Source organism: Nonomuraea aurantiaca (assembly GCF_020215705.1).
Taxonomy (GTDB): Bacteria; Actinomycetota; Actinomycetes; order Streptosporangiales; family Streptosporangiaceae; genus Nonomuraea; species Nonomuraea aurantiaca.
Genome location: NZ_JAIWNB010000048.1, coordinates 24,663 through 45,505 on the forward strand (window position 1 = coordinate 24,663; position 20,843 = coordinate 45,505).

The 20,843-nt window shown below is 68.6% G+C and carries 23 protein-coding genes; 12 read left to right on the plus strand and 11 right to left on the minus strand.

What is annotated here, in order from left to right:
- Nucleotides 1–8 precede the first annotated feature (8 nt).
- Nucleotides 9–542 (minus strand): HEAT repeat domain-containing protein, encoded by a 534-nt coding sequence (locus LDL49_RS52525; RefSeq protein WP_225302478.1) that lies wholly within the window; start codon nucleotides 540–542, stop codon nucleotides 9–11.
- A gap of 80 nt (nucleotides 543–622) precedes the next feature.
- Between LDL49_RS52525 and LDL49_RS52530 the strand changes: the two genes are divergently transcribed.
- On the plus strand, nucleotides 623–1,813 hold the full coding sequence (locus LDL49_RS52530) for a MarP family serine protease (protein ID WP_225302479.1): 1,191 nt from the start codon (nucleotides 623–625) through the stop codon (nucleotides 1,811–1,813).
- Nucleotides 1,814–1,963: 150 nt separating this feature from the next.
- On the opposite strand, the gene LDL49_RS52535 is transcribed toward LDL49_RS52530, so the two are convergent.
- The 5 genes from LDL49_RS52535 to acs form a co-directional block, all read right to left on the minus strand.
- Nucleotides 1,964–2,407, minus strand: coding sequence for a DUF309 domain-containing protein (locus LDL49_RS52535; protein WP_225302480.1), 444 nt, complete (start codon nucleotides 2,405–2,407; stop codon nucleotides 1,964–1,966).
- Nucleotides 2,404–3,324 carry an alpha/beta fold hydrolase gene (locus LDL49_RS52540; RefSeq protein WP_225302481.1) on the minus strand — a complete coding sequence of 307 codons (921 nt, stop codon included), beginning with the start codon at nucleotides 3,322–3,324 and terminating at the stop codon, nucleotides 2,404–2,406. The genes LDL49_RS52535 and LDL49_RS52540 overlap by 4 nt, the downstream gene beginning before the upstream one ends.
- Nucleotides 3,314–3,730, minus strand: coding sequence for a phage holin family protein (locus tag LDL49_RS52545; RefSeq protein ID WP_225302482.1), 417 nt, complete (start codon nucleotides 3,728–3,730; stop codon nucleotides 3,314–3,316). Before LDL49_RS52545 ends, LDL49_RS52540 begins: the two co-directional genes overlap by 11 nt.
- Before the next feature lie 31 nt (nucleotides 3,731–3,761).
- Nucleotides 3,762–4,973, minus strand: coding sequence for a Na+/H+ antiporter NhaA (gene nhaA / locus LDL49_RS52550; RefSeq protein WP_225302483.1), 1,212 nt, complete (start codon nucleotides 4,971–4,973; stop codon nucleotides 3,762–3,764).
- 284 nt (nucleotides 4,974–5,257) lie between these two features.
- Nucleotides 5,258–7,231 (minus strand): acetate--CoA ligase, encoded by a 1,974-nt coding sequence (gene acs, locus LDL49_RS52555; RefSeq protein WP_225302484.1) that lies wholly within the window; start codon nucleotides 7,229–7,231, stop codon nucleotides 5,258–5,260.
- A gap of 227 nt (nucleotides 7,232–7,458) precedes the next feature.
- Between acs and LDL49_RS52560 the strand changes: the two genes are divergently transcribed.
- Both LDL49_RS52560 and ssd read left to right on the plus strand, forming a co-directional pair.
- The gene (locus LDL49_RS52560) at nucleotides 7,459–8,190 is read left to right on the plus strand and encodes a Fic family protein (protein ID WP_225302485.1); all 732 of its coding nucleotides are present in this window, start codon (nucleotides 7,459–7,461) and stop codon (nucleotides 8,188–8,190) included.
- A 981-nt stretch (nucleotides 8,191–9,171) separates the two neighbouring features.
- Complete coding sequence (ssd, locus tag LDL49_RS52565) at nucleotides 9,172–10,212, plus strand: septum site-determining protein Ssd (RefSeq protein ID WP_225302486.1); 1,041 nt, start codon at nucleotides 9,172–9,174, stop codon at nucleotides 10,210–10,212.
- Between the two features lie 106 nt (nucleotides 10,213–10,318).
- Here ssd and LDL49_RS52570 read toward each other — a convergent pair whose 3' ends face one another.
- On the minus strand, nucleotides 10,319–10,474 hold the full coding sequence (locus LDL49_RS52570) for a hypothetical protein (RefSeq protein WP_225302487.1): 156 nt from the start codon (nucleotides 10,472–10,474) through the stop codon (nucleotides 10,319–10,321).
- 123 nt (nucleotides 10,475–10,597) lie between these two features.
- Between LDL49_RS52570 and LDL49_RS52575 the strand changes: the two genes are divergently transcribed.
- The 4 genes from LDL49_RS52575 (at nucleotide 10,598) to LDL49_RS52590 (ending at nucleotide 14,502) form a co-directional block, all read left to right on the plus strand.
- On the plus strand, nucleotides 10,598–11,758 hold the full coding sequence (locus LDL49_RS52575; protein WP_225302488.1) for a TadA family conjugal transfer-associated ATPase: 1,161 nt from the start codon (nucleotides 10,598–10,600) through the stop codon (nucleotides 11,756–11,758).
- A gap of 72 nt (nucleotides 11,759–11,830) precedes the next feature.
- Complete coding sequence (locus LDL49_RS52580) at nucleotides 11,831–12,541, plus strand: type II secretion system F family protein (protein WP_225302489.1); 711 nt, start codon at nucleotides 11,831–11,833, stop codon at nucleotides 12,539–12,541.
- Nucleotides 12,542–12,681: 140 nt separating this feature from the next.
- Nucleotides 12,682–13,497, plus strand: coding sequence for a type II secretion system F family protein (locus LDL49_RS52585; RefSeq protein WP_225302490.1), 816 nt, complete (start codon nucleotides 12,682–12,684; stop codon nucleotides 13,495–13,497).
- A 180-nt stretch (nucleotides 13,498–13,677) separates the two neighbouring features.
- The gene (locus LDL49_RS52590; RefSeq protein ID WP_225302491.1) at nucleotides 13,678–14,502 is read left to right on the plus strand and encodes an alpha/beta fold hydrolase; all 825 of its coding nucleotides are present in this window, start codon (nucleotides 13,678–13,680) and stop codon (nucleotides 14,500–14,502) included.
- 64 nt (nucleotides 14,503–14,566) lie between these two features.
- Here LDL49_RS52590 and LDL49_RS52595 read toward each other — a convergent pair whose 3' ends face one another.
- On the minus strand, nucleotides 14,567–15,142 hold the full coding sequence (locus LDL49_RS52595; RefSeq protein ID WP_225302492.1) for a TetR/AcrR family transcriptional regulator: 576 nt from the start codon (nucleotides 15,140–15,142) through the stop codon (nucleotides 14,567–14,569).
- On the opposite strand from LDL49_RS52595, the gene LDL49_RS52600 reads away from it, so the two are divergent.
- Nucleotides 15,141–16,229, plus strand: coding sequence for an FAD-dependent monooxygenase (locus LDL49_RS52600; protein ID WP_225302493.1), 1,089 nt, complete (start codon nucleotides 15,141–15,143; stop codon nucleotides 16,227–16,229). The genes LDL49_RS52595 and LDL49_RS52600 overlap by 2 nt on opposite strands.
- Before the next feature lie 384 nt (nucleotides 16,230–16,613).
- Here LDL49_RS52600 and LDL49_RS52605 read toward each other — a convergent pair whose 3' ends face one another.
- Nucleotides 16,614–17,000, minus strand: coding sequence for a tautomerase family protein (locus LDL49_RS52605; protein ID WP_225302494.1), 387 nt, complete (start codon nucleotides 16,998–17,000; stop codon nucleotides 16,614–16,616).
- A gap of 50 nt (nucleotides 17,001–17,050) precedes the next feature.
- On the opposite strand from LDL49_RS52605, the gene LDL49_RS52610 reads away from it, so the two are divergent.
- Entirely contained in the window at nucleotides 17,051–17,530 is a 480-nt protein-coding gene (locus tag LDL49_RS52610) for a MarR family winged helix-turn-helix transcriptional regulator (RefSeq protein ID WP_225302495.1), read from the plus strand.
- 305 nt (nucleotides 17,531–17,835) lie between these two features.
- On the plus strand, nucleotides 17,836–18,174 hold the full coding sequence (locus LDL49_RS58930) for a DUF4244 domain-containing protein (protein WP_308016302.1): 339 nt from the start codon (nucleotides 17,836–17,838) through the stop codon (nucleotides 18,172–18,174).
- Here the strand turns inward: LDL49_RS58930 and LDL49_RS52620 are convergent.
- A complete protein-coding gene (locus LDL49_RS52620; RefSeq protein ID WP_225302501.1) occupies nucleotides 18,158–18,430 on the minus strand; it encodes a hypothetical protein in 273 nt (90 codons plus the stop codon). The two genes, LDL49_RS58930 and LDL49_RS52620, sit on opposite strands and share 17 nt — an antisense overlap.
- On the opposite strand from LDL49_RS52620, the gene LDL49_RS52625 reads away from it, so the two are divergent.
- Nucleotides 18,429–18,713: a TadE family type IV pilus minor pilin gene (locus tag LDL49_RS52625; RefSeq protein ID WP_263656646.1), complete on the plus strand. Its 285-nt coding sequence runs from the start codon at nucleotides 18,429–18,431 to the stop codon at nucleotides 18,711–18,713. The two genes, LDL49_RS52620 and LDL49_RS52625, sit on opposite strands and share 2 nt — an antisense overlap.
- On the plus strand, nucleotides 18,710–19,141 hold the full coding sequence (locus LDL49_RS59595; RefSeq protein WP_225302497.1) for an Rv3654c family TadE-like protein: 432 nt from the start codon (nucleotides 18,710–18,712) through the stop codon (nucleotides 19,139–19,141). The genes LDL49_RS52625 and LDL49_RS59595 overlap by 4 nt, the downstream gene beginning before the upstream one ends.
- Before the next feature lie 575 nt (nucleotides 19,142–19,716).
- Here LDL49_RS59595 and LDL49_RS52635 read toward each other — a convergent pair.
- Nucleotides 19,717–20,355, minus strand: coding sequence for a class I SAM-dependent methyltransferase (locus LDL49_RS52635; RefSeq protein WP_225302498.1), 639 nt, complete (start codon nucleotides 20,353–20,355; stop codon nucleotides 19,717–19,719).
- Between the last annotated feature and the right edge of the window lie 488 nt (nucleotides 20,356–20,843).

The window sequence follows — 20,843 nt, forward strand, 5'->3', positions numbered from 1 at the left end:
GACCCGCTTCAAACGACCGGGCCCAGGCGGTCCTGGTCGCCCGTGGCCAGGGCCACGCCGAGCGCGGCCCAGTCGGCCACGTCGGCGTCGCTGTCGGCCGCCAGCGCCCGCAGCGCGTTCAGCCCGGCCCGGTCCGGCGGATCGCCCAGCACGTGCTGGAGCGCGTACGCGGCGCCGTACCTGACCCGGGGGTCCTCGTGCCCGGCCAGATCCATCACGGACGGTAGCGACCGGGGGTCGGCCAGGTGGCCGAAGGCGATGAGCACCGAGTAGAGCACCATGACGTCGTCCTCGCTGGCCGCCAGGTAGCGCAGGACGGGCAGGATCCGGTCCACGTACGCCTCGAGCATGCCCAGGATGTCCACCCCGAGCAGGCGCTGGGTGACGTCGTCCGCCGCGCAGAGCCGCCGCGCCTCGATGAAGGACTCAAGATCGCCACGCTGCCGTAGTACGGAGATCACGTGCCAGCGCACCTCCCCGTCGGGATCGTCGTCGAGAGCTGCTTCGATGAGGCCGCGCACTGTTTCGTCGATCGGCGGCATGCCGCCCAAGGTAACCAGCGCGTGTCGCCGTCCTGAGGAAGACGTGCACACTTGACCGAATCGCTGGTTACCTTTGAGACGTGCGCGGTGATCTGCTTGACCTCATATTGATCGGCCTCGTGATCGCCTTCGGCGTCTCGGGTTACCGGCAGGGCTTCATCATCGGTGCCATGAGCTTCGTCGGCTTCATCGGCGGAGCGGTGCTCGGGGTCTTCATCGCGCCTCCCATCTCCAAGGCCGTCGTCGACGGTGACACGCCGCAGGCGCTGCTGGCCATCGTGATCGTGTTCCTGGCCGCGACGATCGGGCAGTTCGCCTCCTCGACGATCGGCGCAGTGGTACGCAGCCATGTCACCTGGGAGCCGGCCAAGGTCGCGGACGCGGTCGGCGGCACGTTCGCCAGCGCGCTGTCGGTGCTGGTGATCGCCTGGCTGATCGGCTCACTGATCGTGTCGACGGCGTTCACCCCGCTCGTCGACCAGGTGAAGAACTCCATGCTGCTCACCACGGTCGACGACTCCATCCCGCAGACCGCGCGCAACTGGCAGCAGCCGTTCAAGAAGTTCATCGACCGGTCGGAGTTCCCGCCGGTGTTCGACGCCATCGGCGCGGGGCAGCTCGTCGACGTGCCGCCGCCGGCGCGCAGCATCCTGCAGGGCGCCAAGCTCGAACGGGCGCAACGGGCCATCGTCAAGGTCCAGGGCAACGCCGAGAGCTGCAACAAGCTCATCGAGGGCACCGGGTTCGTCTACGCCAAGGACCGGATCATGACCAACGCGCACGTGGTCGCCGGCGTGACGCGTGACCTGCAGATCCTCGCCTACGACAACAAGCGCCACCCGGCCACCGTCGTGCGCTACAACCCGCAGCGCGACATCGCCATCCTGTACGTGCCAGGGCTGGGCCTGCCGCAGCTCTCCTTCGACGGCGAGGCGGAAAAGGGCGAGAACGCCATCGTCGCCGGGTTCCCCAAGGGCCAGGGCTTCACGGCCGAACCCGCCCGCATCCGCAGCCAGCTCAACGCCGAGGGCCCCGACATCTACCGCAGCCGGAACGTCACCAGGAAGGTCTACGCGATCCGCGGCAAGGTCCTGCCCGGCAACTCCGGCGGCCCCCTCCTGACCGTCAACGGACAGGTGTTCGGCGTCGTCTTCGCCGCCGCGGTCAGCCAGGAGGACACCGGCTACGTGCTGACGGCCAACGAGGTCAGACCCGACGCCGACCAGGGCCGAAACGACACCACCCCGGCCGGCACACAGGAATGCGACTAGCCTTCTTCTTCCGCTCTCCCCTGGGGGGACACCACCACAACGGGCCGGCTTCTTCCGCTCCCCCGAAGGGGGTATCCCCCCAAAGGGACACCAGCCACCACGGACCGTCACACAGACTGAGACGGTCGTGGGACGAACCGGGAAACCGAGCTAGCCAGGCAGCTGACTGAGGATCAGCTCGATGGCCTGCGCCGGGTCGCTGTCGTCGCTCAGGCCCGACGCCGCCCGTCCCACCGAGTCGTACGGCGTCCCGTACGACTGCACGCGGGCGGCGCCGCGGCTGAAGAGGGTCAGCGCCCCGCGCCCGTTGCCGCGTTGCAGGTGCGTCAGCCCGACGCAGATCTGCGCCAGCCCCTGCCACAGCTCGCGCTCGTCGTCGGGGGCGCACTTCCAGCGGCCCTCGAACACCTCGTGGGCGTTGAACGGCAGGCCCTCGCTCAGGAAGCGGCGCCCGTCGGACAGGGCCTGCGGCGTGGTGGGCGCGTAGTCGTCGGGCACCCTGTCCACGCCGGTCGAGCCGTAGGGCAACGGCCGGCCGTAGGCGTCGCGTGGCCGGGCATTGCGCGGCTTGCCCTCGGGGTCGCGGTCTCTCATCGGCCAGGCTCCGGATCGGACAGCCAGCCGATCAGCTCGGCGTCGAACACGTCGGGGGTCTCCTCATGGGGGAAGTGGCCTGCGCCCTCGATCAGCCGCCACCGGTATGGGGCGGCCACGTAGCGGCCCGAACCGAGGGCCGTGCGCGGCAGCACCCGGCGGTCGAGGGCGCCGTGCAGGTGCAGGGTGGGGGCCTCGATCTCGGCGCGCATCGCCCTGGCGAAACGCAGGCCGTCGGGCCGGAACTGGGAGCGGCCGAACCAGCGGTGGTACTCCAGCGCGCAGTGGGCGACGGTCGGGATGCGGATCGCCTCGCGATAGACGCGGGCGGTCTGCTCGTCCGGCCAGTCAGGCCCCGACCAGGCGTCGAGCATCTTGCCGACCAGCGAGCCGCCGTTACGGGTGAGCCGGCGCTCGGGCAGAAACGGCACCTGGTAGCCGATCGCCGGGCTGGTCGCCCTCAGCTGGCCGAACGGGTCGGTCAGCAGTGAGCGGCGCAGCCGCAGCGGGTGCGGCGCGGACACGGTGACCAGCCGGTGTACGCACTTCGGGTCGAGCACCGCCATCGTCCAGGCGAGCAGCCCGCCCCAGTCGTGGCCGACCACGATGGCCCCGGTCTCGCCGAGCGCCCGGATCAGGCCGCTCGCGTCGCCGGCCAGTGTGGGCAGGTCGTAGCCGCGCGGCGGCTTGTCGCTGCCGCCGTAACCACGCAGGTCCACCGCGGCCGCGCGGTATCCCGCCGCCGCCAGCGTTCGCAGCTGGTTGCGCCATGTCCACCAGAACTGCGGGAACCCGTGCATCAGCAGGACCAGCGGCCCCTCACCTGCCTCCACGACGTGGAAACGGGTGCCGCCGGCGTGCACCGCCCGGTGCTTCCATGGTCCCTCGATCTGGACGACCGACTCGTCAGGCGCCATCACTGGTCACCGGCTCTATCTCCTTCTCCGGACGGGCGATCTCCTTGAGTCCCTTGATCGACCTGGCCGTGCGCTTCATCCCGGCCAGCCCCTTAAGCCTACGGATCCCGATGAACACCAGCAGCCCGGCCACCAGCAGATAGAAGACGGTGACGATGAGGAAGGCCACCCAGTTCGGCAACCATTGGGCGAGCACGTAGGCGATCGTGAACGAGGCCAGGATCAGGCACAGGTGCGCCATGAAGGCGGCCGCGGCGAACAGGCCGCCGGCCGTGCCGACCCGCTTGGCGTCGAACCTGAACTCGGCCTTGGCCAGCTCGATCTCCGAGCGGATCAGGGTCGAGATGTGATCGCTCGCCTGGGCGACCAGCGAGCCCAGGGATTCTTCCTCGGGAGTCTGCGGCATGAACGTCTCCTATCGAGGCCTGGTGGCCGTGTCAAACATCATCCAGCGCGATGCGCCGCTTGCGCATCCGTACGTGAAGCAGTAGTGCCGCCAGGACGGACGCCGTGAGGCTGGCAACAAGGATCCCGGTCGTCACGGAGTCGACCCGCTCCTGGTCGGCGCCGAAAGCCAGATGGCCGATCAGCAGCGACACCGTGAACCCGATCCCGGCCAGCAGCGACACCGCCGCCATGTCCCGCCAGTGGAGCTCTTTGGACAGTTTCGCCAGGCCAAGCCGTACGGACAGCCAGGCACCGCCGAACACACCCACAAACTTCCCGATCACGAGCCCGGCTATCACTCCCAGAACTACCCGATCGGAGAAGATACCGCCGATGCTGGAGCCGTCGAGCTTCACCCCCGCCGACAGGAACGCGAAGACCGGCACCGCGAAGCCCGCGGAGATGGGGCGGAGATAGTGGTCGGCGGCCTCCGCCGGGGAGCGGGTCTCGTGCTCTCGCGTCGTCACGCGGGTGAGCAGGCCGAGCGCCACTCCCGCCACGGTGGCGTGTACGCCGCTGGCCTCCACGGCGTACCAGGCGCCCACGGCCAGCGGCAGGTACATCCACAGCCGCCCGGCGCCCGAGCGCTGCAGGATCCAGTAGACGGTGATCAGGGCGGCGCCGGCCAGCAGCATGAGGAGGTTCAGGTGGGCGGTGTAGAAGGCGGCGATGATGGTGATGGCGCCGAGGTCGTCGACGACCGCGCTGGTCAGCAGGAACGCCCGCAGCGCCGGAGGCATCGAGCTCGCGGTCACGGCCAGCACGGCGAGCGCGAAGGCGATGTCGGTGGCGGTGGGAATCGCCCAGCCCCGCGCCGCGTCCGGCGCTCCCCAGCTCACCGCGAGGTACACCAGCGCAGGCACGGCCATGCCACAGAGGGCGGCGACGATGGGCAGCGCGGCCTTACGCAGGTTGGCCAGCTCCCCGTGGACGAACTCCTCCTTGACCTCCAGCCCGGCCACGAAGAAGAAGATCGTCAGGAGGCCGTGCTGCGCCCACTCGTAGAGCTCCATCGGGCCGAGGGCGGTGTGCTGGAGCGCGGTGTAGCCCGCATGAGAGACGTTCGCCCAGATCAGCGCGGCGACGGTGGCCGCCAGCATGACGATGCCGCCGATCGTCTCGGCACGCAACGCCTCGGCCACGGTACGGGCGTAGCGGACAGTGGGTTCGAAAGGCCACATTTCGGTGGTTGGGCTACGCACGGGGTCTCCTCTGGCGGCTGTCGCGGGGATCGCTTCCCCGCGACGCCGACCCGACTTCCCGGCACACCGATATCCACCCTAACCCGGTAACCGGCCAAGAACGCGCACGTCACGGCGGCCGACCCCGCGCGGGCTCAGCGTACGTTCCCCTGGAGGCCGCCCACCACGTGCGGTGGGCGGCATTAGGTCGGCCACCCTCCCCCCAAAGGCCGCCCGCCACGTGCGGCGGGCAGCATTAGATCACCGTGCTCAAGGGGACCGGGTGTCGCTTTTCGTTCGGCCCGTCAGTCTTCGCTCTTCGCCGACGGCAGTTTCTCCGAGATCAGGTCCATCACAGTGCTGTCGGCCAGCGTCGTGACATCGCCCACGCTCCGGTTCTCCGCGACGTCCCTGAGCAGCCGTCGCATGATCTTCCCCGAGCGGGTCTTGGGCAGCTCCGGCACCACCAGGATCTGGCGCGGCTTGGCGATGGGCCCGAGCGCCTTGGCCACGTGGTTGCGCAGCTCAGAGGCGATGTCCGCGCCCTCCTCCGCGGCACCGCGCAGGATCACGAACGACACGATGGCCTGCCCGGTCACCGGGTCGGTCGCGCCCACCACGGCCGCCTCGGCGACCTTCGGGTGGCTCACCAGCGCGCTCTCCACCTCCGTAGTGGAGATGTTGTGGCCCGAGACGAGCATGACGTCGTCGACGCGGCCGAGCAGCCACAGGTCGCCGTCCGAGTCCCTCTTGGCGCCGTCGCCGGGGAAGTACATGCCCTCGAACCGGCTCCAGTACGTGTCGATGTAGCGCTGGTCGTCGCCCCAGATCGTCCGGAGCATGGCCGGCCACGGCTCGCGGACCACGAGGAAGCCGCCGCCTCCGTCGGGCACGCTGTTGCCCTGGTCGTCGACCACGTCGGCGCTGATGCCCGGCAGCGGGCGCATCGCCGCGCCCGGCTTGCCGCTGGTGACGCCCGGCAGCGGGCTGATCATGATGGCGCCGGTCTCGGTCTGCCACCAGGTGTCGACGACCGGGCAGCGGTTGTCGCCGATGTGCTCGCGGTACCAGACGTACGCCTCGGGGTTGATCGGCTCGCCGACCGAGCCAAGGATGCGCAGGCTGGACATGTCGTACTTAGCGGGGATGTCGTCGCCCCACTTCATGAACGTCCGGATCGCCGTGGGGGCGGTGTAGAGAATCGTGATCTTGTACTTCTGCACGATCTCCCAGAACCGGCCCCGGTGCGGGGTGTCCGGGGTGCCCTCGTAGATGACGCTGGTCGCGCCGTTGGCGAGCGGGCCGTACACGATGTAGGAGTGTCCCGTCACCCAGCCGATGTCGGCGGTGCACCAGTAGATGTCGGTCTCCGGCTTGAGGTCGAAGACCGCGTGGTGCGTCCAGGCCGTCTGGGTCAGGTATCCGCCCGAGGTGTGCAGGATGCCCTTGGGTCGGCCGGTGGTGCCGCTGGTGTACAGGATGTAGAGGGGGTCCTCGGCGTCGTGCGGCTCGGCGGTGTGCTGGTCGCTCTGCCGCTCGACCAGGTCGTGCCACCACACATCCTTGTCGTTCGTCGCCACGTCCTGGCCGGTACGCCGTACGACAAGCACGTGCTCGACCTGCGGGCACTCGGCGACGGCCTCGTCCACGGTCGGCTTGAGCGCCGAGGGGGCGCCGCGGCGGTAGCCGCCGTCGGCCGTGATGACCACCTTGGCGTCGGCGTCGTCGATGCGGCTCTTCAGCGCGGTCGCCGAGAACCCGCCGAACACCACCGAGTGCACCGCGCCGATCCTGGCACAGGCCAGCATCGCGATCGGCAGCTCGGGGATCATCGGCATGTAGACGGCGACCCGGTCGCCCTTGCGCACGCCGAGCTCCAGCAGGGCGTTGGCGGCCTTGCTGACCTCGGACTTCAGGTCGTTGTACGTCAGGGTGCGGGTGTCGCCGTCGGGCTCACCCTCCCAGTGGTAGGCGACCTTGTCGCCGCGTCCCTCTTCGACGTGGCGGTCCACGCAGTTGTAGGCGACGTTCAGCTCGCCGCCGACGAACCATTTGGCGAACGGCGCGTTCCACTCAAGGGTGGTCTCCCACCGCTTGGTCCAGGTCAGGCGGTCGGCCGCACTCTCCCAGAACGCGAGCGGGTCGGCCGACGCCTCGGCGTACGCGGCGGAGGTCACGTTCGCCGCGGCCGCCAGGTCGGCCGGCGGTGCGAACCGGCGGTTCTCCTGCAGCAGGTTCGACAACGCCTGGGGCTCGTTGCCAGGGGTTTCCGGGGCCACCTCGTGCTCCTTCAAGGACCAGATCGGACAGGTCGAGTCCCACTCCACCAGCTCACGTGCTTCGCACACAAGAGGTCTAGACAGGTCTGTACATGTGGCGCCGCTTGGGTGATCCGGTTATCAACGGGACTTACAAGTGCTATTGAACTGTTGCCATTTTGGCACCCCACCAATATGGAACGGGCCAATGGGTGGGTTTATTGGGTCCCCCACTAGGGTGGAATGTCGTGAGTGATCCACTGGCTGTCATCGCGGCACTTCCCGGCGTACCCGAGGCGGTGGAGGAGGCCAGGCAGGCCGTCGACGGGCTCTATCGCCATCGCGTCCTGCGCCGCGCGAGCCCGGCGGTCTCGGCCGAGTCGTCCCTGCGTGGGGCGCGGGCGTCCGCGGCCATCGAGGGCGTCGACGTGCCCCTGGACGAACTGCGACGGGGCTCGATCGAGGACCCCGTCGTCCAGGGTGCCCTGCGAGCGTCGGCGGAGCTGGGCCGGTTGGGCGCCACCTGGCGCAAGGCCCCCCGCCAGGTGCTCGCCCGCCTGCACACGGTCGCCGCGGCGGGCCTCACGGACGCACTCGGCCGCCCGCGCACCCAGGATCCGGAGCTGGCGGCGCGTCTGGAGAGCCTGTTCGGGCTGCTCGAAGCGCCCACGAAGGCGCCCGCGCTCGTGCTGGCCGCCGTCGTCCACGCGGAGCTGGCCGTGCTGCGTCCTTTCGGTACGGCCGACGGCGTCGTCGCGCGCTCGGCTGAACGGCTCACATTGGTGGAGTACGGGCTCGACCCGAAGTCGCTGGTGGCCGTCGAGGTGGGGCATCTGGAGCTGTCCTATGCCGATGGCCTGCGGGCCTACCTGACGGGCTCACCCGACGGGGTGGCGGAGTGGGTACGACATTGTGCCGCCGCGGTCACCCTCGGCGTACGCGAGACGACCGCGATCTGCGAGGCACTGCAGAGGGGCTGATCGGCGAGGCCCCGCAGAGGGGCTGAGCTGCGAGGCGCTGACCTGCGCTGACCTGCGCGGCCCTGCAGCTGACCTGCGCGGCGCCGAAGAGGAGCTGATCTGGGAGACGCTGCAAGGTCCTGACATAGCTGACGGCGTCTCAGTCATGAGACGCCGTCTGCCGATACGTCACACCGGGTTACCAAGCGTGCACCTCTATTCGTCGGAGCGGGACAAGCCCGTCACGACGCGCCTCCCGCGGCTGGTCGCGCGTGGGTGCCTGGTTGACGCACCCGGACAAGTGGTCCGTGTCCCCTTTGTACGACGGATCCGCCCTGATGGGAACCCCTAGGACCAAGACCTTTACCCGCGCGGGGCTCTCCGGGGGTGAAGATTTCGGGGGGTCGTGGGTTTTGTTACGGTTACCAACCTGTGATGATCACGCAGAGTGATCTGCTTTATGTGATCGTTATGGGGGCGCGAAAAAAACTTGGCGAAAATGCGAGATTGCTCCTCGACGAAACTCGAGTCGATCGGGCAGCATACGGGGGTATCTCCGGAAACTGGGGCGACTGTGCATGGGTTTGCTTTGCAAGTCTCTTGCCATGCTCCGGTCAAGTGATGAAAGCTTTCTTCTGAAACGGGACCGGCTCTACCCCCCCGGAGCCGGACCGATCAGGCGACCCCCGCTCTCCCCCCCGGCGGGGGTCGCCCCTTTTCCGCCCGGGGTAGGTCTCCGCACCTGAAGTCGCATGGCTTCGGGGTCGCGCGTCGTCCCACGGGGACTCCCGCCCCCAAGCCCCGCCTTCCCGCAGAGGCTTTCCCCCACTCCCGTCGTCCCACGGGGGCTCCTGGGGGTTCTTGCCCCGCGTCCGCCGTCCCACGGTTATCCACAGGGACTCCCCTTCCACCCTCGTCATCCACAGAACCACGTTCGGTGACCCGCCGCCCCACCCTCGCGACGCATGGTGTACCTCCCGATCCCAGATCAGGAGGCCCCTCATGCACCGCCCACTGGTCATCACCGAAGACCGCGACCTGCTCGACGACCTCGTCCGCGTGGCCGCCGCAGCCGGAGCCCAGCTCGACGTGGCCCACGCCCCCGCTCACGCGCGCCCTTTCTGGAACCTCGCGCCCCTGGTGGTGATCGGCGGCGACCTGGCCGACGCGGTGGCCGCCACCTCGCCCCCCGCCCGAGATGGCGTGCTCCTGGTCACCCGCGACCCGGAAGACCCCGACAGCTGGCGCCGATGTGTGGCCGTGGGCGCCCAGGCCGTCGTCGACCTGCCGGGAGGTGAGCGGCGCCTGGTGGAGGAGTTCGCCGACGCCATGGAGCCCGATCCCCGCTCCGGCGTCGTGCTCTGCGTCATCGGTGGCCGGGGCGGGGTGGGAGCGAGCGTCCTGGCGGCCTGCCTGGCCCTGCGTGCCTCCGGCGATCGCCTGCGCACCCTGCTGATCGACGCCGACCCGCTGGGCGGCGGCATCGACGCGCTGCTGGGGCAGGAGGAGGCCACCGGCGCGCGCTGGGGAGACCTGGTGGCCCGCGAGGGCCGGGTCGGCTCGGCAGCCCTGCGGGCCGCACTGCCCGCGTTCGGCGACCTGACGGTCCTGTCCTTCCATCGTGGAGAGGTACGGGCGATCCCGGCCCAGGCCATGCGCTCGGTGCTGGAAGCCGGACGCCGTGGCTTCGACGTGGTGGTCGTCGACCTCCCACGCCACCTCGACCCCGCCGCCGTCGAGGCACTGACCAGGGCGAGCGGCACGCTGCTCGTGGCCACGGCCGACGTACGCGGCGTGCTGGCGGCCGCCCAGGTCCTCACGGAGGTGAACCGGCACACCTCGGACATCCGCGCGGTGATCCGTCCGGGCGTCCTCGACGACGCCGTGGTGGCCAACTCCCTCGGCATCCCCTCCGCCGGCCACCTACCTGACCAGCCCCGACTCCCCACCACGCTCAACCGCGGCGAACTCCCCAGGCTCGGCCCCCGCACCGTCCTCGGCGCCCTCTGCACCTCCCTCCTACGCGACCTACTCCCATCGTGACCAGCCAGCCGAACTTCCAGCATCCACTGCGCCCTGACCCGTCCGCTGTGCACGGTCCTCAGCCGTCCCTAACGAGGAGTGCGGTGGCGTCGGCTGTCCACGGCCCTCAGCCGTCTCCCATGAGGAGCGCGGTGGAGCTCGCATCCGTGCCCATGCCGACGCCGCCCCCGACGCCGTCCCCGCCCCCGACGCCGCCCGCGACGCCGACACCGCCCGCGACGCCGACGCCGACGCCGTTGTCGACGTGGGCGTCTGGGTCCATACCCGCATCCGTACCTGGGTCTGTGCCCGAGTCCCCATCCGCGTTCGTGCCTGTACCCGCATCAATAACCTCTGCGCTCGCGCTGGGGCTGCCGGAGCTGCCAGGACGGCTGGAGATGACCACATGAACCCAGGCGTGTCACCCGAGCTGATCGAGGCCGTCCGCGTACGGCTGGCCCGGACCGGCGTCGAGCCCAGCGCCGCCCAGGTGGCAGTAGCTCTACGAGCCGAAAAATCCGTATACGGCGACGCGGAGATCCTCGCCGTAGCCCGATCCCTCTGCGCGGACCTCATAGGAGCCGGCCCCCTGGAGCCCCTCCTGGCGGAGCCCGACGTCACCGACGTCCTGGTCAACGGCTCTCGCGAGGTCTGGGTCGACGACGGCCACGGTTTGCGCAGAACCTCGGTGACGTTCGCCGACGACGGCGCCGTCCGCAGGCTGGCCCAACGCCTGGCGGCCGCCGCGGGCAGACGCCTGGACGACGCCTCGCCGTACGTGGACGCCAGGCTGGCCGGAGGCGTACGCCTTCACGCCGTGCTCCCACCGATCGCTTCAGGCGGCACCTGCGTGTCGCTGCGCCTGCCACCGAGACGTACGTTCACGCTGCCCGACCTGGTAGCAGCGGGCACGATCCCACCGTCGGCGGTGCCGCTGCTGACGGCCATCGTGACGGCCAGGCTGGCGTTCCTGGTCACCGGTGGCACCGGCACGGGCAAGACAACGCTTCTGTCCGCCCTGCTGTCACTGGCCGACCCGGGCGAACGCCTGCTGCTCGTAGAAGACTCGGCCGAGCTCCGCCCGCTCCACCCGCACGTCGTACGCCTGGAGTCCCGTCCGTCGAACCTCGAAGGCGCCGGCGGTGTCGGCCTACGAGACCTGGTACGCCAGGCCCTGCGCATGCGTCCCGACCGAGTCGTGGTCGGAGAGGTCAGGGGCGCAGAAGTGGTGGACCTGCTGGCCGCCCTGAACACCGGCCACGAGGGCGGCTGTGGCACTCTGCACGCCAACGCGGCCGCCGACGTACCACCCCGGCTGGAGGCGCTGGGCTGCGCGGCGGGCTTGAGCAGGGAGGCCGTGCACAGCCAACTCGCCGCCGCCCTCGACGTGGTCATCCACCTGGCCCGCAACCGCTCCGACGGCCGCCGCCGCGTAGCGGAGATCTGTCTCCTGTCGAGAACTTCGACCGGCTTCGTCGAATCCTTGCCCGCCCTGACCTTCGACGCGCACGGCCGGTCACAAACCGGCCCGGGATACGCCACCCTGGCGCGGAGAGCGCCTCCGTGACCCGATCCGTGCCGCAGCCATCGGTGAGCTTCACCCGAGCAGACCCGCGACGAGCGAACGGAGGCCAAACCCGTGATCACAGCCTTGATGGCCGCATTGTCCACAGCAGCCGCCGTATGGCACTGGACCGGCCCGAACACCGCCACAGCCCGCCTCGACAGACTGACCTCTATCCGCGAGCCGTTCGAGCATCGATCCCTGAAAGACCTGCTCACCCGCCCCAGCCCAGCCCGTCGTGCCGACGCCTGGCGCCAGGCGTCCATCGAACTCTGCCAAGCCCTCTCAGCCGAGCTGACCGCGGGCCGTACCCCAGGCGAAGCCCTCACCAGAGCTCTCGCCGCAGTCGACTTCCCCGACCCGGAGGCCCTGCGTCCGGTGACGGCGGCGGCAAGAGACGGCGGCGACGTGTCCACAGCCCTCCTGTCCGTGGCCCCGCAGCAGGGCGGCGAGGGACTACGCCGCCTGGCCGCCTGCTGGAACGTCAGCGTGACCGTGGGCGCGGGACTGGCAGCCCTCGTCGAACGCGTCGGCAGCACGTTACGTTCGGCCCAAGCCCACCGCCGGGACGTCACGGCACAACTGGCAGGCCCTCGCACCACCGCGAGAATGCTGGCCGCACTCCCTGCCCTGGGCCTCCTCATGGGAAGCGCGCTGGGCATGCGCCCGCTCGCCTTCCTCTTCGGCAACCTCCCCGGCCTCGCCTGCCTCACAGCCGGAATCGCTCTCGACGCCTGCGGCCTGTGGTGGACCCACCAGATGGCAACCCGCGCCGAGAACTCATAGCGCCGCCCGCTTGGATCTCCCTTGGACAATCACGCCGCTCCGTCGGTTGATCGCATGGCTTTCTCGGACGATCGCGCGGTGCAACCAACCAGAACGGACCCCAGCCGATGTACAAGCTGCTCTCCGCAGTCTGCGCCTGCGTGGCAACCTGGCTGTGGATCTCCCCGACAACTCCAGCCGAACGCCTGACCCGCCTGCTCTCCCCAGGAGCCGCCACGCACCTCAGGCCGGGGGCGGCCAAACCCCCACACCCACCCAGAACACACCGACTCCCGAACTCCGGCTCCACAGACCCGGATGCCGACACATTCGCCCCGCCGACCTGGCTCGATCACCCCGCGACGTCGCCCCGCCGCATCAACCGCCGCACGCTGGCCGGAGCACTCGGGGCTGCCCTCATCACCGCCCTACTCGTCGGCGGGGGAGCCGGACTGATAGCCGCCCTACTCGTCGCCCCCATCGTCGGCGTGGTCCTGCACAGACAGGACGACCCGGAAACCCGCCAAGACAGCAAACAGATCACCACCGACCTGCCGTTCGCCGCCGACCTGATGGCAGCTTGCCTCCTCGCCGGACAGCCGGTCAGCGCAGCCACCGAGATGGCGGCAGGCGCGCTGGCCGGCCCGCTCGGCCAACGCCTGTCGTGGGTCAGCCGCCAACTCCGACTGGGCGCCGATCCCGACCCCACCTGGGCCTTTCTCGCCCAAGAACCCGCCACCGCACAACTGTCACGAGCTATGAGCAGAGCGGCTCAGACCGGCGCCCCAGTGGCCGACGTCCTGACACGGCTGGCCGACGACGCCCGCCAATCCACCCGCGCCACGTCTGTGGCCGCGGCCAAGAGCGTCGGCGTGAAGGCGGTGGCACCCCTCGGCCTCTGCTTCCTCCCGGCCTTCGTCCTCCTCGGCATCATCCCCGTCGTCGCAGGCCTCGCCACCGCCATCTCCGTTCCCTGATACCTGGTGATGGGTAACACGGGCAAGCCACTTGCGTCAGGTGCCAAGGGGGAGAAGGTCCGCCAAGCCCTGTGCGGGCGAAGCCAGCGGACTCCCGCGACGCGATCACTTACTTGACGGCCGGTTAGCAGACCAGCTTGCCTTAACGGCAGGCAACCGGCTGGGGAAAGGATCATCGCCATGCCCGTTAAGCAGACCCACACCTTGGACGTGCCCGGCGCCCGCCTCCACTACCAGGTACGCGGGCAAGGCCCCGCCCTCCTACTGATCCCTGGAAGCAACGGCGACGCCGACCTGTTCGACACCCTCGCGGACTTACTCGCCCCTCGTCACACCGTCATCAGCTACGACCGGCGCGGGTTCTCCAGGAGCACCTTCGACGGATCACTCGACAACAGCACCTGGGACGAGATTCACGTCAACGACGCGCGTTGCCTACTACAGGCAGTTGCAGGGGGACCGGCGTATGTCTTCGGCAGCAGTGCGGGCGCGGTCATCGGACTCGCTCTGATCAGCCAGAGCCCCGACCTGGTCACCAGGCTGATCGCCCATGAGCCACCGCTGGCGGAGGTGCTGGCCGATGCCGCCAGGTGGCGGGCGTTCTTCCAGGAGGTGTACGACACGTACCAGCGTGACGGCGTAGCCTCGGCGATGCAGATGTTCATGACCGGCATCGGCTTGGACGAGCTCCATCGACCGGCTGCCATCGACCCCGAACTGATCCGCCGCTTGTCGGCCAATGTCGGCTTCTTTCTTGATCACGAAGTACGGCAGGCACCCGGCTATCGTCCCGATCTGGCGACCCTGGACGCCCAGCGGGAGCGGATCGTGCCGGCCGGCGGCCGGGACTCCCGCCGGCACTTTCCCTACCGTCCCAGCCTTGCCCTTGCCGATCGCTGGGGGAAATCCGTGACCGATTTCCCGGGCGACCACACCGGCTACTGGTCCCAGCCGGGCGAGTTCGCCGCCACGCTCATCAACGCCCTGACCGGGCCGGTGACCTAGAGGGCGCTGTATGGAGTTCGGATCTTCAGAGGGCTGGAGATCCCCTGCGGTTCACCGGCGGACGTCACAGGGGGCGGAGCGACCGGAGCTCGGTGATCACATCTGCTCCGGTGGGTGCGTGGTCCGGATCCACCAGCCACTGCAGCATCAGACCGGTCAGCAAGGCGAGCGGCACGGAACCGCCTAGCCCTTCTCGTCCCTGGCGTTGTCCTTTGGCGAGGTGTTCACGTACCTCTGGTGATCGCTCGGCTTGCACCGCGGCCTCGAGTTGGGCCACCCACAACGCCCGATGAGTGGTGAAGCTGTCGATCAGCGTCTGCCAGCGCTGTTCCGGCTTGTCGGACGGGGTGCGACGGGCGAGTTCGTCGCCGAGTTCGTCGACCGCTTCCACCAGGGCTTGGGTGAGCAGGGCATCTTTGGAGCCGAAGTGGTAGCCGATGGCGGCGTGACTCACTCCAGCGGCCGAGGCGATGTCCCGGACGGTCGTGCGAGCCCAGCCGCGTTCGATCAGGCACCGCTTGGCTCCGGCCAGCAGATCCTCTCGGTTTCCCATGCAGCTCAGCATACTGAAAAACTTAACCAAACGGTCTATCCATATGGTTTGATCAAATGGACAAGACGCGATTATGGTCATCGCCATGACCAAGACGACGGTTCTGATCTCGGGCGCCAGCGTGGCCGGGCCCGCCCTCGCCTACTTCCTGCACCGCGACGGGTACGACGTGACCGTGATCGAGCGCGCCCCTCACCTGCGCGACAGCGGCTACGCGGTGGACTTCCGCGGCCAGGCACTCGGCGTACTGGAGGAGATGGGCATCCTCGCCGAGGTCCGGACGCACGACACGAAGATGCGCGGCACCACGCTGGTGGACGAAAACGGCGCCGAGATCAAGCAGCTGCCCTCGGAGGCATTCGCCGGCGAGCTGGAGGTGCCCAAGCAGGAACTGACCCGAATCCTGCACCGCATCACCGCGGACAACGTGGCGTACGTGTTCGACGACTCCATCAGCGCGCTGACTCAACACGAGTCCGGCGTCACGGTCGATTTCGAGCGCGGCACCACCCGCGACTTCGACCTCGTGATCGGCGCCGACGGCGTCTACTCCAAGGTCCGACTGCTGACCTTCGGCCCGCACGCCGACGCGCTGCGGCACCTAGGCCTTTCCGGAGTCGGCTTCAGCACCCCCAACTACCTCGGCCTCGACCGCAGCGGACTGCTCCAGCCAACCCCGAACACGGCGATCTACCTGTTCAGCCTCGACGCGGCGGCCCCTCTCACGGTCAGCCTTTCCTTCGCCACGGCCTCCCCCGCGCTGGACCGCCGCGACCGCCAGGAGCAGGAACAGGCCGTGCGGGCCGCCTTCGCCGGGCACGCCTGGGAAGCACCCCGGCTGCTGGAGGCGATGAGCGAGGCGGACGACTTCTACTTCGGCTCCTCCTGCCAGGTCCACTTGGACCGCTGGTCCCACGGCCGGATCACGCTGGTCGGCGACGCGGGCTACTGCGCCGCGCCTACCAGCGGTATGGGCACCTCGCAGGCGCTGATCGGAGCGTGGACGCTCGCCCGCAGCCTGGCTGAGGCGGACGGCGACTTCACGACCGCCTTCGCCGCATACGAGGCGGAACTGCGGCCCTATGTCACGGAGAACCAGGCGAAAGGCCAGCAAGCCGCGACAATGTTCGGAGGGCAAGCCACCCCGGTGGGCTCGCAAGGCACCACCTCATAGCGTCGCCATAACACGGCAGACGACAGCGCGGCCAAGGTCTCGACCTGCCCACGGGCAGCGGCCTCTGCCTGCCCCGCTCACCTTCTGTCTGGTCGAATGCCAGGTCCGCCAAGCGCTGGCGGCACGAGGCGTCACCAATGCCGAGGGCTTGTATGCCGGTCAGGCTGCTATCCCCACCGGTCGGCTCATTCTGGACGCGCCGACCGACATCCGTCAGATCCCGGAGACCGACCAGTCACCACCGACCATCCCGCAGCGAGGACGAGCCGGGGAAGCCCGACAGGCGCAGTATGGGCCAGACCGGCCTCCAACTTCACCTTCTGGCCTCCTCGACATCGACCCACGAGACCTCCGCTGAAGATCACTCACATGCGCGAAACGGGGCTAGCTGTCGACGATCACACCTCCGACCGCAGTGCGACCGGCCGGGGCGGCGATGAGCTCGACCGTGATGGTGTCCCGTAAGTGCGCTCCGAGGACGTCGGCGGCGGCGTCGGTGACGGTTCGTACAAGCTTGGCAATGAGCTCGCTGCTGTCGGGACGGGTGAACGCCGCCTCGCGGATACCGAACATGATCGCGGGTGGCGCCTCGTCAGCCGGCTTGCCCCGCAGGCCCAACCGCCCGGCGGGTACGCCGTCGAGGTGGATGACCGCGACGTCGCGCGCCCACTCGCCGTATACGGCGACCACCGCCTCCGTCAGCGCGGCAATGAGAGCCGTTTCGTTGCCCTGCAGCTGCGGCTCCAGGACCCGGACTGTCAGATGTGGCACTATGAGCCTCCTGTTTGTCTCCAAATTAGCTTTAATGTCAAAGGTAATTGGTGAAGTACCCGATGGTCAACAACGCGGACGGCATGACCACAGACCAGGCGGTGCGGTCGATGCTGCTCCTGATGCCGAGGATGGTCGGCAGAGCCAAACGGCTGCCTGTCCCGGAGGCGCTGCGGATGCTCGATCTCGCCCCCCGCCACCTGTCACTGCTGGCCTATCTGCAGTACGACGGTTCGCTCACGGTGAGCCAACTGGCGGAGCGGCTGGAGATCGCTCCGACGACCGTCAGCCTCATGGTGGGTGACCTGTCCCGCCGCGGTGTCCTGACGCGGGAAGAGGATGATGCCGACCGGCGACGGCGGGTCGTCGCAATCGCACCGCAGTACGTCGAGCCCATCCGCGAGTGGCTGTCAGGCAGCGCGCTGGCGTGGGCTGAGGTCCTGGCCGACCTCACGCCGGCCGAACGCGCCACGATCGTGCGGACGATGCGCGCCTACGAGACCGCCTTGGGCAAGCGGATGCACGGCTGAGCTGAAGATCGCGCATGGGTGGAACGGGGCGAGCGCCTCGTCAGCCGTGCAACCACATAGCTCTAACAGGACGATCTTCACTGATCGGACCGGCGGCGCCTCGAAGCCGCGCCAAGGCACCCCCCACCGTCAACGGCGACCTCGAGTCCTACTGAGGCCATCGCATCGCGTAAGAGCGCCCCGTGTGCTTGTGGGGCAGCCCAAGTTTTCCACAGAACGGTGTTCGGGTCATCCGCCACATGCAGCCTTGAGCCACTGTTGGACCCACGCCGGACAACACCCGGCTCCAACCACCTGGAGGCACCATGCATCATGCGGCAACCACCCCGAATGCCGCCGCCACACCGCCACAAGACCCGCCGATCGCGACACCTCCGCAAGACCTGCCGATCCCCAAAGCGCCGCAAGACCCGCCGGTCGCCAAGGTGGCCAGCCCAGCCATCCGCCACTTTGGCTGGCTCGCCGACAGGTGGGCCCGTTGTTCGGGACCACACCGCGAGCGCGGCATGTCAACAGCCGAATATGCCGTAGGCACGATCGCCGCGTGCGCCTTCGCGGCGCTGCTGTTCAAGGTGGTCAACAGCCCTGAGGTGCAAGAGATGCTCTCAAAACTCATCGACAAGGCGCTCAACACACCCGGATGACCCCGCCCCAGGCCGCGACCTCCAAGCGCGCGAAGCGGCCGACATCACGTCCGAGGCGATCGGCCTGGCACATGAAGCGATCCGTATGGCGTCGCAAACGGCCGACATCACGTCCGAGGCGATCGATCTGGCTCAGGAGGCGATCCGTATCCGTATTCGTATGGCATCGCAGGCGGCCGACATCGCGGGTGAAGCGGTGGCCGATGTCGCGCGGCTCCGTGACCGCCGAGACCGCCATGGTCCTGCCCGCGCTCATGGTCGTCTTGGCCGCCGCATTGTGGGCGATCCAAGCAGTCGGGATCCAATTGGAATGCGTCGACGCGGCCCGCGCGGCAGCCCGGGCCGCAGCCAGAGGCGAGCCACTGGACAAAGTCCGCGAACTCGTACGATCCGCCACCCGCCCCAACGCACAGGTGGACATCAGCCGCAGTCCAGAGAGCACAAAAGTAGAGATCTCGGTGGAGGTACGACCAGCATGGGGAGCGTCCCTGCCCGCAGTACAAGTAGCCGCCACCGCGACAGCCGACACGGAATCATGACCCGCTGGCGCATTTCGGCGAAGAAGCATCGAGCGACAACGCTCGTCACGCGAGCAGACCGGGGCTCCGCGACACTGTGGGGCGTCGCGCTCATGGGCCTGCTCATGGCGGTCGCGACGGCCCTCGCCACTGTGGGCTCCGTACGCGTCGCCCGCCATCACGTACACGACGCAGCCGACCTGAGCGCACTTGCGGCGGCAAGGCTGGCAATCCTCGACCCCCGAGCAGCCTGCGACAGAGCGAAGACCGTAGCCGCGAAAAACGGCGCCCACCTCCTCGAATGCACGCTCACAGGTGAAATCGCGGATGTCCGGACTTCACTGACCATCACCCTGCCCGTCTTGGGAACCCGAACCCTGACCGGCAGGGCCCGCGCCGGCCCAAGCGGGTCCGGGACCTCGGAAGACCACGCCCACAGACCGCAGTAGGGATGCGTCCACACCGAACAGCCCACGGACCAGAGACGGATGCGTCCACACCGAGCACCCCCGGCCCAGAGAAAGGACGCGTTCATACCGCGCCCCCTACGGGCCGGAGAAGGAATGCATCCACGCCGCGCCCCCACGGGCCGGAGAAGGGGGCGCGAGCCATGGCAGGGCGCAATAAGCGGAAATAGGAACGCAGGCCAGGCAGAGCAGGCAAAGCCGAAGCGGGGGCGTGGACCCAGATAGAGCAGTCACGACCGGAGTAGCCGGGCAGGCCCGGTAGAACGTGCCGGCCTGCGACGGAGCGAATCTGGTGGGGTGCGCACAAGCCAAGGCCGACAGGCCAAGTGAACGAAGAGCGGGCGAGTAGGTGAGGAGCGGCGAGCCGGGCACAGTTCGGTCGGGATAGGGTCCCTGCCCGCTGGGTCGGGGTAGGGTCCGTGCCCGCTCGGTCGGGATGGGGATGTCCTACCCGCTCGGCTGGGGCAGGGAGGTCCGTACCGCTCGGATAGGCGACCTCCTTGGTGGCCCCGTGCATACGCGAGGGGAAGACCTTGTCCGGCCGTTTTCCTGAGCGGTCAGATCCTCGTGCCACTGAGCAACAGGAAGAGCGGCACCCGGCGGCGGCGCGCCAACTCGGCCAAGTCGCCGTCGAACCGCTCCTCCTGAGGACCGCACTCACGCAGAGCCGACAGTGCAAACCCGGCGTTCATCAGCGCATCTACATAGTCCTCAACAGTCCGGTGAAACCAGATGACACTGCCGCCCAACCAGTTCCGCCGCCGTGGCCCCTTGAGGAAGTAGTCATCGACGATCCAGTTCGTGCGCGGCTCCCTCGTCCCGGCGTCATATGAGCTGAGAACGGGATGAACAACCGAAAGAATGATCCGCCCACCTGGCGAAAGGCATGCCTGGCAAGCTGTCATCACCGCCTCCAGATCCTCGACGTAGTGCAGGGCCAGGCGAGAAATGATCAGATCAAATGAAGACGGGGGAGCGGAAAAGTCCTCCATGTCCGCCCGCTCAACGCGGCCACGGGTGCCCCAAAGGGTCGCGCTGGCCGCCTCCACCATGGCTGCCGAGCCATCCAGGCCCAGGTAGCTATGGCAGCCGGCGTCCAGCAAAGTCCGCCCGATGGCCGCATCCCCGCATCCGAGATCCAAAACCCGCAGACCGGTGACCGGGCCGAGGACATCCAGTAGCGCTGGCTCCTCCATGACGTGGTTTGGGCTCATTGCCCCACTGTGCCGATGGTCGCGATACCTCTGGGAGATCATGGGCGAGTCGTAGAAGGAACCACCACGCTGGGATGCAGCTGCCACGATGCGGAGTGTAGATCGATCGGCTGGTCTGACGACATGCCGATGCGGGGAGCGGCACTGAAGGCGGCCCCAAAGGCCGCGCTGAAGGCGGTGCTGAAGGCAGCCCCAAAGGCGGTGCTGAAGGCGCGGCTCTCAGTGCTGGGCTGAGGGCGGCACTGAGGTGGGCGAAGGCGTGAGTGTGCTTCGTTCTGGCCCTGGCTTCGACTCGTTCCTGGCCCTGGGTCCCGATCCCGGAAGTCCCTTCCTGGCCCGTGGCCCGAGCAATCGTCAAGAGTTGTGGATCGATTGAGAGCAGGATTCTCAGGACTGGTCTGTCATGTCGGTGGCGACGAGTTCGACCTCGAACCCGTCCGTGTCCTCCAGATAGGCGGCGTAATGCTGTT

What these genes read in the sequence shown, in the direction of transcription:
- LDL49_RS52540 (WP_225302481.1), bottom strand. Translation starts at nt 3,324, where the DNA reads ATGGCGCCTGACGAGTCGGTCGTCCAGATCGAGGGACCATGGAAGCAC.
- LDL49_RS52595 (WP_225302492.1), bottom strand. Translation starts at nt 15,142, where the DNA reads ATGGCGATGACCATAATCGCGTCTTGTCCATTTGATCAAACCATATGG.
- LDL49_RS52525 (WP_225302478.1), bottom strand. Translation starts at nt 542, where the DNA reads ATGCCGCCGATCGACGAAACAGTGCGCGGCCTCATCGAAGCAGCTCTC.
- LDL49_RS52600 (WP_225302493.1), top strand. Translation starts at nt 15,141, where the DNA reads ATGACCAAGACGACGGTTCTGATCTCGGGCGCCAGCGTGGCCGGGCCC.
- LDL49_RS52535 (WP_225302480.1), bottom strand. Translation starts at nt 2,407, where the DNA reads ATGAGAGACCGCGACCCCGAGGGCAAGCCGCGCAATGCCCGGCCACGC.
- LDL49_RS59595 (WP_225302497.1), top strand. Translation starts at nt 18,710, where the DNA reads ATGACCCGCTGGCGCATTTCGGCGAAGAAGCATCGAGCGACAACGCTC.
- ssd (WP_225302486.1), top strand. Translation starts at nt 9,172, where the DNA reads ATGCACCGCCCACTGGTCATCACCGAAGACCGCGACCTGCTCGACGAC.
- LDL49_RS52620 (WP_225302501.1), bottom strand. Translation starts at nt 18,430, where the DNA reads ATGAGCGCGGGCAGGACCATGGCGGTCTCGGCGGTCACGGAGCCGCGC.
- LDL49_RS58930 (WP_308016302.1), top strand. Translation starts at nt 17,836, where the DNA reads ATGCATCATGCGGCAACCACCCCGAATGCCGCCGCCACACCGCCACAA.
- LDL49_RS52625 (WP_263656646.1), top strand. Translation starts at nt 18,429, where the DNA reads ATGGTCGTCTTGGCCGCCGCATTGTGGGCGATCCAAGCAGTCGGGATC.
- LDL49_RS52635 (WP_225302498.1), bottom strand. Translation starts at nt 20,355, where the DNA reads ATGGAGGAGCCAGCGCTACTGGATGTCCTCGGCCCGGTCACCGGTCTG.
- LDL49_RS52590 (WP_225302491.1), top strand. Translation starts at nt 13,678, where the DNA reads ATGCCCGTTAAGCAGACCCACACCTTGGACGTGCCCGGCGCCCGCCTC.
- LDL49_RS52545 (WP_225302482.1), bottom strand. Translation starts at nt 3,730, where the DNA reads ATGCCGCAGACTCCCGAGGAAGAATCCCTGGGCTCGCTGGTCGCCCAG.
- LDL49_RS52575 (WP_225302488.1), top strand. Translation starts at nt 10,598, where the DNA reads ATGAACCCAGGCGTGTCACCCGAGCTGATCGAGGCCGTCCGCGTACGG.
- LDL49_RS52570 (WP_225302487.1), bottom strand. Translation starts at nt 10,474, where the DNA reads ATGGACCCAGACGCCCACGTCGACAACGGCGTCGGCGTCGGCGTCGCG.